We start from the raw sequence: 14,580 nt of genomic DNA, 5'->3' as shown, positions 1-14,580 counted from the left end.
GTGACGTCGGCCCTCCGCACAGGGGACATCCCGCGTGCGTCTGCGTCCGCCCGGTTATGGCCATGTGTACGGGCCCGGTCCTTCCGGGCCCGCCCACACAGGGCCACGTAACACATGAGGAGTGACCTGATGCGTATGCGCGTCTTCCTGAGCGCCACCGTCCTGACCGCGGGCGTGCTGCTCGCCGGTGCCGGTCCGGCCGCCGCCGGCCCCGATCCCTTCGGCGGCCCCGAAACCGTCCACCAGCATCTGGACAGCCACGGCTACGACTACAGTCACGGCTCCGGCCACGGCAACCGGCCGGGCCACGGAAACGGCAACGGCTACGACTACGGCTACGGAGGCAACGGCTACGGGAACGGGGGCAACGGCGCGGGTCTGGGCCGCGGTGGTCTGCTGGGCCTCGGCATTCTCGGCATCCTGTAGATCCGCATCCGCGCATCGGGGCCTGGACCGGCTGTCGTCCGCCCGGCCCGGTCAGGTCGTGCGGTCGCCCTCCATGGCGCGGACCAGACTGGCGGGGCGCATGTCGGTCCAGGTGCGCTCGACGTGTTCCAGACATGCCCGGCGGCTGTCCCGGGGGTGGTCGACGGTCCAGCCTCCGGGTACGTCGGTCGCCGCCGGCCACAGCGAGTACTGTCCCTCGGCGTTCACGAGCACGACGTAGGCCGCGTCGTCGGCCTCGAAGGGGTTGGTCAAGTGGGTCATGTCAGCCTTCCTTGCCGATTGCCGTACCGATGGTCGGTGGCCAATGACCGATGGCCTGCCGTTGGCCGATGGCCTGCCGTTGGCCGATGGCCGATGGCCGGTTCAGGTGCCGGGTGCTCCCAGTCGGGCCGCGAGGACGGGGCCGATCCGGGCGAGCGCCTCGGGGTGGGCCATCCGCTCGTGCCGGACGGCGATGTCATGGACCTCGACCGGCCCGGTGACGTACGGGTTCCAGGCGGCGGGGTCGGTGGTGTCCGGGTCGCGGTCGACGGTGGCGGTGAACAGCAGCAGGTCCCCGTCGAAGACCTTCGGTGTGAACGCGCCGGTCAGCCGGGCGGTGTTGGCCATGACGGCCACGATGGTCTCGAGCTGGCGCGGCTGCAGGCCGACGACGGCGTGTCCGTGCTCGTGCAGGATCTCGACGGCCCGTTCGTACGTCACCGGGCCGGCGGGGAGCTCGTCCACGGTGACGTCGAGCAGGTAGGCCAGCACCTTGCGCACGTCGGGCAGGGCGTCCGGCGGATCGAGCGGTTTCCGGCGTGAGGGGTAGGAGTTGAGTGCGGCCAGCAGCGCCGTGCGCTCCCCCTGCGCCGCCAGTTCGGTGGCGACCGCGTGCGCGATCAGACCACCGGCGGACCAGCCGAGCAGGTGGTACGGCCCGGTCGGCTGCACCGCGCGGATCTGCCCGACGTAGTCGGCCGCCATCTCCTCGACCGAGGCGGGCAGGGGCTCGCGGCCGTCCAGCCCACGGGCCTGAAGGGCGTACACCGGCTGGTCCGGGCCGAGATGGCGCAGGAGTCCGGTGTAGGACCAGCCGATCCCCCCGACGGGGTGCAGGCACCACAGCGGGGGCCGGGTCCCGGTGGGCCGCAGGGTCAGCACCACGTCCAGGGCGCGCTCCGGACGGCCGCCCTCCAGGTACTCGGCCAGGGCCGCGGGAGTGGGGGCCTCGAAGAGGGTGCGCAGTCCGACCTCGGTGCCGAGCAGCGCGCGGATGCGGCGGGTGAGACGCGGCACGAGCAGGGAGTGCCCGCCCAGGTCGAAGAACGAGTCGTCGGCGCCGACCGACGGGATGCCCAGGACCTCGGCGAACAGTTCGGCCAGCAGCCGTTCCCGGGGCGTGAAGGGCGACCGGCCGTCGCCCGCCCCGTGCCCGGCCGCGGGCTCGGGCAGCGCCGCGCGGTCGAGTTTCCCGTTGGGGGTCAGCGGCAGCGCGTCGAGGAGCAGGAAGGCCGCCGGGACCATGTACGGGGGCAGGTGCCGCCGGGCGTGCGCCCGGACCTCCGTGACGCGCACGGCCACACCGGCGGCCGGCACCAGATGGGCGACGAGCCGGACGTCACCGTCCCCCGCCGGCCGGCCGGTCACCACGGCCTGCGCCACACCGGGGCAGCCGGTGAGCGTGCTCTCGATCTCGGCGGGTTCGACCCGGTGACCGCGGATCTTGATCTGGTGGTCGGTCCGGCCCAGGTGCTCCAGCAGGCCGTCGGGACGCCACCGGGCGAGGTCGCCCGTGCGGTACATGCGCTCCCCGGGCGGGCCGTACGGGCAGGCCACGAACCGCTCGGCGGTCGCTCCGGGCCGCCTCAGGTAACCCCGTGTCAGGCCCGCCCCGGCGGCGTACAGCTCACCGGTCACGCCGGGCGGGACCGGCTGCAGGGCGGCGTCGAGGACGTACGCGCGGGCGTTGCGCAGCGGGCGCCCGACGGGGACGTCGGGGCCCCGGCACAGGCCGTGCAGGAGGTCGCCGCCGGACTCGGAGGCGCCGTAGAGATTGACCAGCCGCGCGTCCGGCAGGGCCCGCGCGAACCGCACGGACAGCTCGACGGGCAGGGGTTCGCCGCTGGTCATCCACAGTGTGCAGGGAGCGAGCAGGCCGGTGGCGTCCAGGTCGAGCAGGGCGCGCAGCAGGCTGGGCACCAGGATGACGCGGCGGCAGCGGTGCCGGGAGATCAGGTCGGCCAGGGCGGCGGGGCTGGTGGCCTGGTCGTTGTCGGCGAGGACGACCGTCGCGCCGTGGACCAGGGCGCCGAGCAGTTCGGTGGTGCCGTCGATGAAGGTGAGGGTGGTCTTGGCCAGGACGGGTTCGCCGGTACGGCACGGGTAGGTCCTGCCGTACCACAGCAGCCAGTTGACGAGGCTCCCGTGCGTACCCAGCACGCACTTGGGGCTGCCGGTGGAGCCGGAGGTGTACAGCAGGTAGGCGGTGCCGGACGGGTGCGGCGGGTGCGGCGGGGCGGGGCGGGGACCGCCGGGAGCGGTCCGCGGGAGGGCCGCGGGCTCCTCCGCCGTCCCGGCGTCGTCGAGCAGCAGGTACGGCAGGTCCGTGAGGGCGGGGAGCGCGCGGCCGGTCGCCCTGTCGGTGAGGACCAGGGCGGGCCGGGCGTCGTCGAGCATGTGCCGGATCCGCGCGGCGGGGTGGCGCGGGTCGACGGGCAGGTAGGCGGCGCCGGCCTCGAGCACCGCCAGGAGGGCGACGACCGTCCCGGCGGAGCGGGGCAGGGCCAGGGCGACGACGCTCTCGGCGCCGATCCCCCGGGAACGGAGCAGGCGCGCGAGGCGGTGCACCCGGGTGCCGAGCTCCCGGTAGGTGAGCGTGGCGTCGCCGCAGACCACCGCGGCCGCGTCCGGGACGGCCCGCACCCGTGCCGCGAACAGCCCGGCGACCGAGATCCCCGGCGTCTCCGGCGTCTCCGGGGTCCTCGGAGCCGCGGTCCCCGCGTCCTCCGTGGGCAGCAGACGGCGTCGCTCGGCGGCCGAGAGGATGTCGACGCGGCCGATGCGCCGGTCCGGGTCGGCGGCCACCGCCCGCAGCAGCCGCACCCAGCGCTCGGTGATCGCCTCGACCGTGCCGCGGTCGAACAGGTCGGCCGCGTACTCGACGTCGCCGGTGAGCCCGGTCGGCTGCCCGGTGGCCGTGTGTCCCTCGGTCAGGCTGAGCATCAGGTCCATACGTGCGGTGCCGGTGCGCACCGGCGCGGCGTCGACCCGCAGGCCGGGGAGGGCGAACCGCCCGGCGGGGGTGTTCTGCAGCACGAGCATGGTCTGGAACAGGGGGTGGTGGGCGAGGGAGCGGGTGGGGTTGAGCTGTTCGACGAGGTGCTCGAAGGGCAGGTCCTGGTGGGCGTGCGCGTTGAGGGTGGTCTCGCGCACCCGGCCGAGGAGTTCGGCGAAGGTGGGGTCGCCGCCGGTGTCGGTGCGCAGGACCAGGGTGTTGACGAACAGCCCGATCAGGTCGTCCATGGCCTCGTCGGTGCGGCCGGCGACCGGGGTGCCGATCGGGATGTCCGTGCCCGCGCCCAGCCGGGTGAACAGGGCGGCCAGCCCGGCGTGGAGGACCATGTGCAGGCTCACCCCGTATCGGTGGGCGAGCCCGGTCAGGGCGGTGTGCAGCCCGGCGTCCAGCGCGAGGTCCACCGTGCCGCCGCGGAAGGACGCCCTCGCGGGCCGCGGCCGGTCGAACGGCAGGGGAAGGTGCTCGGGCAGGCCGTCGAGGGCACCGGTCCAGTGGCGGGACTGCGCGGCGAACACACTGTCCGGGTCGGCGGGGTCCCCGAGGAGACGGTGCTGCCACAGGGTGTGGTCGGCGTACTGCACCGGCAGGGGCCGCCAGTCCGGTTCCCGGCCCGCGAGGCGCGCCGTGTAGGCGGTGCCCAGGTCGTCGGCCAGGGGCCGCATCGACCAGCCGTCACCCGCGATGTGGTGGACGACGAGCAGCAGCACGTGCTCGTCCGGGGCCAGGGCGAACAGCCGTGCGCGCACCGGCGGTTCGGCGGTCAGGTCGAAGGCGTGCCGTGCCGCCCCGGCCAGGGCGTCCGGCAGTCCCTCCGTGTCCGTCTCCGTGACCGGCAGGTCCGGCTCCGCGTCGGACGGTGCGAGGATCCGCTGGCACGGCACTCCGTCGTGCTCGGGGTGCACGGTGCGGAGGATCTCGTGCCGGGTCACGAGGTCGGCCAGGGCGGCCCGCAGGGCGGCGCGGTCCAGTTCCCCGGACAGCCGCAGGGCGAGCGGCATGTTGTAGGTGGCGTTCGGGCCGTACAGACGGTGCAGGAACCACAGGCGGCGCTGGGCGGAGGAGAGCGGTACGACGTCCGGCCGGGCCTCGGGGAGCAGCGCCGGACGGGCCTGCCCGGCCGTGTCGAGCCGGGTGGCCAGACCGGCCGCCGTCGGCGCCTCGAACAGGGTGCGCAGCTCGACCTCGACGCCCAGGACGGTACGGATGCGGGAGATGAGGCGGGAGGCGAGCAGGGAGTGTCCGCCCAGGTCGAAGAAGGAGTCGTCGGCGCCCACCCGGGCGAGGCCGAGCACCTGCGCGAAGAGCTGGCACAGGACCTGCTCGCGGGGCGTGCGCGGGTCCCGGCCGCCCGGTGCCGCTCCCGGGGGCGGCACGGGCAGCGCGCCGCGGTCCAGTTTGCCGTTGACGGTCAGCGGCAGCGCGTCCAGCAGGACGAGGGCCGAGGGCACCATGAAGGCGGGCAGCAGGTCGCGCAGGTGGTGCAGGAGGTCGTCCGGCACCGGGTGCGCCCCGGCCGCGGGCACGGCGTAGGCGACCAGCCGGGGGCCGGCGGTCTCGTCGGTGTGGGCGACGACCGCGGCGTGCGCCACCTCGGGGTGCCCCGTCAGCACGGTCTCGACCTCGCCGGGTTCGACCCGATGGCCGCGGATCTTGATCTGGTGGTCGGCGCGCCCGACGAACTCCAGCTCACCGCCGGGTCCCCACCGCACCAGGTCGCCGGTGCGGTACATGCGCTCCCCCGCGGGGCCGTACGGGCAGGCCACGAACCGCTCGGCGGTCGGGCCCGGCCGGTGCAGATAGCCACGGGCCAGGCCCGGACCGGCGACGTACAGCTCTCCGGGCACGCCGGGCGGGACCGGTCGCAGGGCGGCGTCGAGCACGTACGGGCGGGCACCCGCGACGGGGCGGCCGATGGGCGGTGCGGCGGGCACGTCGTCCGGGCCGTCCGGCAGCGTGTGGGCGGTGACCACGTGTGTCTCGGCCGGACCGTAGTGGTTGTGCAGGCGCCGCCCGGGGACGGCGCGGTGGAACGCGCGCAGGGGCCCGTCCAGGCGCAGGGCCTCGCCGGCCTGGGCGACGGTGCGCAGGCGGGGCAGGTCCAGTCCGGCCTCCCCGGCGGCCTCGGCGAGTGCCGCGATGACCAGGGTGGGCGCGTACAGTTCGTCGACCTTCTGCTCGTGCAGCCAGCGGGCGAGGAGTTCGGCGCTGCGGCGCTGGTCCTCGGTGGGCACGTGGAGGGTCTTGCCGGAGCAGAGCGCGGAGAGGGTCTCCTGGAGGGAGACGTCGAATCCGGGGGCGGTGAACTGGGCGACGCCGGTGCCCGGCCCGCCGCCGACGGCGTCGTGGTGCCAGCGCAGCAGGTTGGCCAGCGCGCCGGCCGGCATGACGATGCCCTTGGGTGTGCCGGTGGTGCCGGAGGTGTGGATGACGTAGGCGGGGTGTTCCGGGCGCGGCGGTACGCGCCGGTCCGCCTGCGCCGGGTCCCGGTCCGGGCAGCGGGCGAGCTCCCGCGCGAACGACGGGTCGTCCAGCAGCAGTCGGCGGGTCACGTCCGGGCCGGTGGGGACGGCCGCGGTGGAGTGGGTGAGCAGCAGGGCGGGGTGCGCGTCGGCGAGCACCGCCCGCAGACGCGGGGCGGGGTGCTGGAGGTCGAGGGGCAGGTAGGCGGCGCCGGCCTTGAGCACTCCCAGCAGCGCGGTGACCAGGTCCGTCCCGCGGGGCAGTGCCACGGCGACGATGTCCTCCGGGCCGATGCCGCGCGCGCGGAGCGCGTGGGCGAGGCGGTCGGCCCGCCTGTCGAGCTCGCGGTAGGTGAGCGACTCGCCGTCGGTGACCACCGCGGCCGTGTCCGGGGTGGCCTCCGCCTGCGCGGCGAACAGCTCCGGCACGGACGGCGCGGGTCCGGCCGGGGTGTGCGCGGCGCGGGACCGGCCCAGCAGTTCGTGCCGCTCCTCGGCGGTCGTCAGGTCGAACGTGCCGACAAGCCGGTCGGGTTCCGCGCCGGTCATGGCGTCGAGCAGGAGCAGCAGCCGCCGCTGGTGGTCGGCCAGGTCCGCCCGGGTGTGCCGGTCGGCGGCGGCCCGTACCTCCAGCCGCAGGCCGTCCTCCTCGCGCCGGTCCCAGACCACGAGCGACACGGTGGCGGGCACGCCGACGGAGACGCCGGAGACGGTGCAGGGCACCCCGGCGAAGCCGAGGGGCCGGCCGAACGTCATGACGTTGACGGTGAGCGAGAACCGGGGGGCGATGCCGCCGGGCAGTCCGAGGTCGCGGGCCAGGTCCTCACCGCGGTAGCGCTGGTGCCGCACGGCCCGCGCCACCACGCGGTCGGTCCGGTCCAGCAGTTCGGCCAGCGGCATGTCCGGGCGCACGGTGAGCCGGAGCGGCAGGATGTTGGAGAGCGCGGCGGGGGTGGTCATGAGTTCGCGCCGGGGGCGGCCGGTGACGGGCAGTCCGATCACCACCTCGGTCGCGCCCGTCAGCCGGTGCGCGTACGCGGCCGCCGCGGCGAGGAAGAACCGTGAGCGCGCCATTCCGGCCCGCCGGGCCGCCCTGTGCAGTGCCTCGGGGCGCGCGAGCGGACGTTCCCCGCTGGTCCGCACGGCCTGCGGGGTCAGGTACCCGCTGTCCGTGTCGTCCCCGGCGGCCGGGAGGTCGGGCCGGGAGGGCAGCGGGGCCGGTTCCGGCGGATCGCCGAACTCCCGTGTCCAGTACGCGGAGTCGGCGGCGTACTCGGGCGAGGTGCGGTAGTCGAGGTCGGCCCTCACCACGTCCGCCAGCGACGCGGACGAGGTGGCTCCCACCGGCTCGCCGGCGGCCAGGCGGGTGTAGATCTCCGCGACCCGGCTCGCCACCAGGGAGAAGCCGAACCCGTCCATGACGATGTGGTGGCCGCTGGCGTACCACAGCCAGTGGTCCGTGCCCAGCGCGATGAGGGCGGACCTGAAGAGGGGGCCGCGGGCCAGGTCCATCGGGTCGGCCATGTCCGCCGTCATCCAGTCCCTCGCCGCGCCGGAGGGATCGGGGGCACCGCTGACGTCGACGAGCGCCGGGGTCCAGTCCACCTCCGCGTCCACCACCTGAACCGGGCCGTCCGGCGTGTCGGTGATGCGTACGCGCAGTGTGTCGGCCTCGGAGACGAACCTCCTCAGCGCCGTCTCGAACAGCGCCGCGTCGATCGGTCCCTCGATCCGCAGGCACTCGCTGATCCGGTAGGCCCCGTCCGTACCGGACGCGCGCTGTTCGGCCAGCCACAGCTCGCGTTGGGCCGCGGTGAGCGGCAGTACGTGGGAGGCGCGTGCCGTCCCCCGGTGCCGGGCCCGGGGCCCGGATCGTGGCTCGGAATCGGAGTCGGCATCGGTAACGGCAACCTCGGCGGAACCTGGCATCGGCAGACCTCCAATGAGTCCAGACAGATCTCCCCGCTCGTGGAAGCATTACGCCGTACGGCTTTTATGAGCTCATAAACCACTGGAAAGAAGGAATGACGATCCGCCCGGGCGGATCGTTCGCGGAAGTACGACGGCTCGTGCGTTTCAATACCCTGACTGCTCCCTGCGCCGGGTTTTGCTGCGTTCCCCGGGACTTGTCCCCTGCCGCGCTCTCATGAACGGCGTCGATACTTCATGGGCACCCCCTGCTTTCGCCTGCGGGGTGGCTCTCCGGCTGTCGGCTCCGGAGAGATGAAGGGTGGGAGGGGAATGGCGTCACGCCTGTACGCGTGGGCTCGGTGGGTACTGCACCGGCGCGGTCTGGTCATAGGAAGCTGGCTGCTCCTGCTGGCTGTCGTCGGAGGGCTGGGAACGACCCTCGCGGGCAGGACGAGCAACGAGTTCACCATTCCGGGCATCGAGTCGCAGGACGCCCAGGACCTCCTGCGGGAGAGATTCCCGCGGGCCTCCGGCGCCGTGGCGCGGGTCGTCTTCGCCACCGGCGACGGCACCCGGCTCACGGAGGCGGCGCCGCGGCGTGCCCTCGCCGCGGGACTGCGGAAGGCGGCGGACCTGCCGGAGGTGGTCGCCGTCTCCGATCCCGTGCGCAGCGGCACGGTCTCCCGGCGGGGAACCATCGCCTACGCGGACGTGACCTTCGCCGAGCAGCCGTCCGACATCACCGAGGGGATGCGCGACACCCTGCGGCGGACGATGGAGAGCGCCCGCGACGCGGGTCTGCGCGTCGAGTTCGGCGGCTCGGCGATGGAGCCCCCGACCGAGGTCGGGGGTCCGGCGGAGATCGTCGGGCTGGTGGTCGCCGTCGCGGTGCTCGCCCTGGCGCTGGGCTCCCTCGTCGCCGCGGGCCTGCCGCTGGTGACCGCCTTCGTCGGCGTGGGCATCGGCGTCCTGGGGGTGCTGTTCCTCTCCCGCTTCGTCGAGATGACCGGCACCGCCACGGTGCTCGCCCTGATGATCGGCCTCGCGGTCGGCATCGACTACGCCCTGTTCATCATCGCCCGCCACCGGGAACAGCTCACCGACCCCGCGACCGACGTCGAGGAGTCCGTCGCGCGCGCCGTCGCCACCGCGGGCAGCGCCGTGGTCTTCGCGGGCGCCACCGTGATCGTCGCGCTGGGCGCCCTGTGCCTCGCGGGCATCCCGTTCCTCACGGTCATGGGTCTGGCCGCCGCGGGCACCGTCCTCCTCGCCGTGCTGGTCGCCATCAGCCTGGTGCCGGCCGCCCTCGGCCTGCTGGGGGAACGCCTGCGGCCCCGCCCGCGTCCCTCGTCCCCGGACCTGCGCGGGAGCGCCCCGGGCACCTGGGGCCTGGTCTGGGCACGCGCCGTCACCCGCGCCCCCGTGCCGGTCCTGCTCGCCGGTGCGCTGGGCCTGCTGGTCCTCGCCCTGCCCGCCCTGGACCTGCGTCTGGGCCTGCCCGGCAACGCCTCGAAACCGGCCGCCTCCACCCAGCACAAGAGCTACGACCTGCTCACCAGGGGCTTCGGTGCCGGTTTCAACGCCACCCTCACCGCGGTCGTCGACACCACCGGCATCCCGGCCGGTGACAGCGCCGCGACCGTCGAGAAACTGCGCATCACGCTGGCCGGCGAACGCGGCGTCGCCGCCGTCGCCCCGTCGATGACGAACCGCGACTCCACACTCGCCGTGATCGGTGTCGTGCCCACCACCGGCCCCGACGAGAAGGCCACCACCGACCTGGTGCACCGGCTGCGCGAGCACGCACCGGCGGTCGACCGGGTGGGAGGGGCCCTCTACATCGCTGGCACCACCGCCGCCGCCATCGACACCTCCGACAAACTCTCCGACGCCCTGCCCCTGTTCGTCGCCGTCATCGTCGTGCTGGCCCTCGTCCTGCTGACGGCGGCCTTCCGCTCACTGCTCGTCCCGCTCAAGGCCGTCCTCGGCTTCCTGCTGTCCATCGCGGCCGCCCTGGGCGCCACCGTCTGGGTCTTCCAGGACGGCCACCTCGGGGACGCCCTGTCCGTCGCGTCCGCCGGACCGGTCGTCAGCTTCCTGCCGGTGCTGCTCATCGGCGTACTGTTCGGCCTCGCCATGGACTACGAGGTCTTCCTCGTCAGCCGCATGCGCGAGCACTACGAGCACACCGGCGACGCCGCCGGGGCCATCACCCACGGTCTCGCCCGCAGCGGCCGCGTCATCTGCGCGGCCGCCCTGATCATGGTCGCCGTCTTCGCCGGCTTCATCTTCAACGACGACCCGATCATCAAGCCCATCGGCTTCGCCCTCGCCTTCGGCGTGGCCGTCGACGCCTTCGTCGTCCGCATGACCCTCGTCCCCGCCGTCCTCTCCCTGCTCGGGCGCCATGCCTGGTACCTGCCCCGCTTCCTGGACCGTGTCATCCCCGACATCGACATCGAGGGCGCCGGGCTCCGGGCGACCGCGGCGCCGGAACGTGCCGCCCTCCTCACCGCGCGCGCCTCCCCAGAGGTGTGGGAGCACGACGAGGAGGACGACGGGAGGTTCGCCGAGGACACGGCGGAGCCCTGCGTCGGCCCGGCCGCCCGGGCGGCCGGGCCGACGAGCGCGACCATGCTCGACGGTCTGCTGGAGACCCATGCGGCCGTGGAGGCGCTGAGCCGGGAGATCGCGCTCGCCTGGACGGAGACGACGGGCGCGCCGCACCCGCCCGCAGGCCTGCACCACACAGGGGAACTGACCGAGGCGGAACAGTACGGTCCGCGGGAACCGGGCGGCGGCGCGGACAGCGGCGACGTCGGGTGGGAGGAGCACACGATGCACGAGGAGACACCCGGGCCGGCCGGCCCGCCGGACGGTGCGGCCGGCATCGCACCCGCCGTCACGCCCGCGGCGGGCGGCGGGGCGACGCCCGGCGACGACCGGGTGAAGGTGCCCGGGGAGGTCGGGCGTGCGCACCGCGACGCCCTGCGGGCCGCCGCGGCCGTGGCCTCCGCGCGGCTGATCTGCCACCGCGACACCTGGGCCTTCCTGCTCGAACAGGCCTCCTCGCACCGGCACTTCCGCCTGCCCGACCGCGTCACCGGCCTCGACGACACCCGGGACGGGCAGGTCGAGGTCTTCCTCTCCGGACGGTCCCTGCTCGCCGTACTGACCGCCCTGCGCGCCGTCCTCGACGCCGAGGACGAGGACCAGGACCTGGTCACCTGGGCACTGGCCGACGCCCTCTACCAGCGCGCCCGGGACGCCGTGACCGCCGCCGTCGCCGACGCGGGCACCTCGGGCGAGGACACCGAGATCGTCACCATCGTCCTCGACGTCCGCCCCGCCGCGTGACGGGCGCCGCCGTCGAGCCCGGTTCTCCGGCGCGCGCGGGCGTTTCCATGATGAACGGCACGCCGTCCGCCGCCTCTTCGCGCAGACGGCCTTTCCCCCGCGACCGGAATACAGGCGCCGCACCCGCGCCATACTCCCATTAAGTAATGAAAACCGAGAGACGGTGCCGATAAAACGAAAAACGTATGTGTCGCCCCAGTGTCATTTCGCCATCTCGTCATCTCGTCATCTCGGTGATTTCCGACCAGAAGAAAGGGGGTGAGGTGTGTGCCTTCTGTCGCGCCGGAGAATGTGTTGCGGGAACTGGAACCGTCGGTGGAACGGCTGCTGGACCAGCACCTGGGAGTCGCGCGTGACTGGCTCCCGCACCAGTACGTGCCGTGGAGCGAGGCGCGGGACTTCGACGGGCCGCTGGGAGGTGCCGCCTGGGAGCCGGAGCAGTCGGCGCTGCCGCAGGCCGTACAGGACGCCCTGATCGTCAACCTGCTCACCGAGGACAACCTGCCCAGCTACCACTTCGAGATCGCGGTGCGGCTCGGGCGGGACGGCGCCTGGGGCACCTGGGTGCACCGGTGGACGGCGGAGGAGGACCGGCACTCGTCGGTGCTGCGTGCCTTCCTCCACGCCCGGCGGGCGGTGGACCCCGCCGTCCTCGAAGAGCTGCGGATGCGCCACGTGGCGGCCGGCTGGTCCCCCGGCAACTGGCGCACGCCGCTGCACACTTTGGCGTACACCACCGTCCAGGAACTGGCGACCCGGCAGGCCCACCGCAACACCGGCGCGCTCTGCGGCGACCGGCTGGGCGAGTCGCTGATGGCCAGGATCGCCGCCGACGAGAACCTGCACATGCTGTTCTACCGGCAGGTGTTCGCCGACGCGCTCCAGGCCTTCCCCGACGACGCGACGACGGCCCTGGCGGACGTGCTCTGCGACTTCGCGATGCCGGGGACCGGTATCCGCGGCTTCCGGGCGCGGGCCGCGCGCATCGCGGCGGCCGGCGTCTACAACCTGGACATCCACCACGAGCACGTCGTCGCGCCGCTGCTGCGCACCCTCGCGGTGCTGACGGCGTCCGGACTGGGCCCGGCCGGCCGACGGGCCCAGGAGCGCATCGGCCTGCACGCGGAACGGCTGCAGGCGCAGGCGGCCCGAGCACGCGAACTCTACGAACGTCAGCACACGAGCAGGTAACCGCTGCCCGCAACCCTGAGAGGACAGGAACCATGAGCATGACGGATCCATCGGAACAGGCCACGCTGCCCGAGAACCTCATCACCCTGCTGACCGACCACCTGAAAGTCTCGATGCCGACCGAACAGCTCTCCCCCACGACGACACTGGAGGATCTCGACATCGACTCGCTGGCCCTGATGGAGCTCGTGGTGGCGGCGGAGGAGACCTTCGGGATCGTCCTGCCCGACGACCTCCTGGACCTCTCCCCGTCCTCCACGCTCGGCGACGCCGCGAGGGTGTTCCATGAAGCAGGCTGACATCGCGGTCACCGGTCTCGGCCTGGTGACCCCGGCAGGGCACACCACGGCGGAGAACTGGGCCACCCTGTGCCGGGGCCGCTCGACGGCCACCGCCGACCCCTTGCTGGAAGGACTGCCCGTCGACTTTTCCTGCCAGGTCGAGGGCTTCGACGCCGAGGCGGAGCTCGGCCGGCTCGCGGAGCGGCTGGACCCCTTCACCCGCTTCGCCGTGGTCGCCGCGCGGCGGGCGGTCGCCGACGCGGGCCTCGATCCGCTCACCTGGCGCAAGGACCGGATCGGTGTCGTGCTGGGCGTCACGGGCAACAGCCTGGTCACCTACGACTCCGAGTACCGCCGTCTCGGTGCGGGCCGGCCGGACCGCGTCTCCCCGCTGATGGTGCCGCGGAGCATTCCCAACATGGCGGCGGGCGAGGTCGCGATCGACCTCGACGCGCGGGGCCCGAACTTCATCATCTCCACGGCGTGCGCCTCGGGCGCGACGGCGATCGGGACCGCGCGGGCCCTCCTGCACTCCGGCGTCTGCGACATCGTGCTGACCGGCGGCGCGGAGTCGGCCCGGTCCCGCATGATCTCCACGGCCTTCGCACGGATGCGGGCCCTGTCCCGGCGGCGGGACCGGCCCCATCTCGCCAGCAGGCCGTTCGACGCCGCGCGCGACGGTTTCGTCCTCGGCGAGGGCGCGGCCGTCCTGGTGCTGGAGCGCCCGTCCGCCGCGCGGGCCCGCGGCGCGCAGGTGCAGGCCCTGCTGCGCGGTTTCGCGGCCAGCGCCGACGCGCACCATCCCATCTCCCCGCACCCCGAGGGCCGCGGTGTGCTCCAGGCCATCGCCGCCGCCCTCGAGGACGGCGGATGCCGGCCCCGCGACATCGGTCACGTCAATGCGCACGGCACCTCCACCCCCAGGAACGACGCGCTGGAGGCGGCGGCCATCGTACGGATCTTCGGTGACCACGCCCCGCCCGTCACCGCGCCCAAGGGCGTCGTCGGTCACTCCCTGGGGGCGGCCGGGGCGATCGAGGCGGCCTACACCGTTCTCGCGCTCCGCCACGGAATGGTGCCGCCGGTGGCGAACTTCGAGGACCAGGCCGGGGACCACAAGCTCGACATCGTGGCCGGCAGCCCGCGTCCGGTCTCCACGGGCGCGGCCCTGACCTTCTCCTTCGGATTCGGCGGGCAGAACGCGGTCCTGCTGTTCACGGCCGACTGACGCCCCTGCGACGGCACAAGGTGACACACGAACGGCCTGCCCGGCCCGCGCGGTGCGCGGGCCGGGCAGGCCGTCGAAGTCCCCTCAGTGCCTCACAGCAGGTCGATACCGGCGTTGCCGCCCGGAGAAGCCTGGTTGGACAAGGCGGCAACGTTGAGGCCGACGAGCCCGTCGGCCCCGGCGACCGCGTTGCCGCCGGGGCCGTGCTCGTGCGCGGACGCGGTGGTCGCGGCGCCCAGGCCGAACAGGGCAGCCAGGAGAGGAGCGGTCACAAGGGTGAGGATGCGACGGCGCATGAGAACCTCCGGGGTTCGTAACGGTATGGCTCCCATGGCATGCCCAGGCCGGTGAGCAGCAAGTACGACCAGATGGGAGTTCATCCCAACCAGTGACGTCCTCGATCAGCAGTGTGAAGATCTCCGATCACCG

At 73.8% G+C, this 14,580-nt stretch carries 8 protein-coding genes; 5 read left to right on the top strand and 3 right to left on the bottom strand.

The window, feature by feature from the left end; all coding sequences use genetic code 11:
* The first annotated feature begins 129 nt into the window (after window positions 1-129).
* Complete coding sequence (locus tag IEZ04_RS10900) at window positions 130-426, top strand: hypothetical protein (protein WP_189216529.1); 297 nt, start codon at window positions 130-132, stop codon at window positions 424-426.
* Window positions 427-477: 51 nt separating this feature from the next.
* Here the strand turns inward: IEZ04_RS10900 and IEZ04_RS10895 are convergent, their stop codons facing one another.
* Together IEZ04_RS10895 and IEZ04_RS10890 are read right to left on the bottom strand one after the other, a co-directional pair.
* On the bottom strand, window positions 478-708 hold the full coding sequence (locus IEZ04_RS10895) for an MbtH family protein (RefSeq protein WP_189216528.1): 231 nt from the start codon (window positions 706-708) through the stop codon (window positions 478-480).
* Window positions 709-810: 102 nt separating this feature from the next.
* Window positions 811-8,112, bottom strand: coding sequence for a non-ribosomal peptide synthetase (locus IEZ04_RS10890; protein WP_189216527.1), 7,302 nt, complete (start codon window positions 8,110-8,112; stop codon window positions 811-813).
* Window positions 8,113-8,424: 312 nt separating this feature from the next.
* Between IEZ04_RS10890 and IEZ04_RS10885 the strand changes: the two genes are divergently transcribed.
* The 4 genes from IEZ04_RS10885 (at window position 8,425) to IEZ04_RS10870 (ending at window position 14,151) form a co-directional block, all read left to right on the top strand.
* Complete coding sequence (locus IEZ04_RS10885; protein ID WP_229820936.1) at window positions 8,425-11,451, top strand: MMPL family transporter; 3,027 nt, start codon at window positions 8,425-8,427, stop codon at window positions 11,449-11,451.
* A gap of 291 nt (window positions 11,452-11,742) precedes the next feature.
* Window positions 11,743-12,642, top strand: a complete 900-nt coding sequence (locus IEZ04_RS10880) for an acyl-ACP desaturase (RefSeq protein WP_229820977.1) — start codon at window positions 11,743-11,745, stop codon at window positions 12,640-12,642.
* A gap of 38 nt (window positions 12,643-12,680) precedes the next feature.
* Window positions 12,681-12,941, top strand: coding sequence for an acyl carrier protein (locus tag IEZ04_RS10875; protein ID WP_189216525.1), 261 nt, complete (start codon window positions 12,681-12,683; stop codon window positions 12,939-12,941).
* On the top strand, window positions 12,928-14,151 hold the full coding sequence (locus tag IEZ04_RS10870; protein ID WP_189216524.1) for a beta-ketoacyl-[acyl-carrier-protein] synthase family protein: 1,224 nt from the start codon (window positions 12,928-12,930) through the stop codon (window positions 14,149-14,151). The genes IEZ04_RS10875 and IEZ04_RS10870 overlap by 14 nt, the downstream gene beginning before the upstream one ends.
* Before the next feature lie 92 nt (window positions 14,152-14,243).
* Here IEZ04_RS10870 and IEZ04_RS10865 read toward each other — a convergent pair whose 3' ends face one another.
* On the bottom strand, window positions 14,244-14,423 hold the full coding sequence (locus tag IEZ04_RS10865; protein ID WP_189216523.1) for a hypothetical protein: 180 nt from the start codon (window positions 14,421-14,423) through the stop codon (window positions 14,244-14,246).
* Window positions 14,424-14,580: the final 157 nt, after the last annotated feature.

The organism is Streptomyces ruber (assembly GCF_014648075.1).
In the GTDB taxonomy this organism is placed as follows: Bacteria; Actinomycetota; Actinomycetes; order Streptomycetales; family Streptomycetaceae; genus Streptomyces; species Streptomyces ruber.
This window is presented reverse-complemented; position numbering and strand designations above follow the sequence as displayed.

Bases quoted from the DNA above. Each gene is read 5' to 3' on its own strand.
- IEZ04_RS10900 (WP_189216529.1), top strand. From the start codon at position 130: ATGCGTATGCGCGTCTTCCTGAGCGCCACCGTCCTGACCGCGGGCGTG.
- IEZ04_RS10895 (WP_189216528.1), bottom strand. From the start codon at position 708: ATGACCCACTTGACCAACCCCTTCGAGGCCGACGACGCGGCCTACGTC.
- IEZ04_RS10890 (WP_189216527.1), bottom strand. From the start codon at position 8,112: ATGCCAGGTTCCGCCGAGGTTGCCGTTACCGATGCCGACTCCGATTCC.
- IEZ04_RS10885 (WP_229820936.1), top strand. From the start codon at position 8,425: ATGGCGTCACGCCTGTACGCGTGGGCTCGGTGGGTACTGCACCGGCGC.
- IEZ04_RS10875 (WP_189216525.1), top strand. From the start codon at position 12,681: ATGACGGATCCATCGGAACAGGCCACGCTGCCCGAGAACCTCATCACC.
- IEZ04_RS10870 (WP_189216524.1), top strand. From the start codon at position 12,928: ATGAAGCAGGCTGACATCGCGGTCACCGGTCTCGGCCTGGTGACCCCG.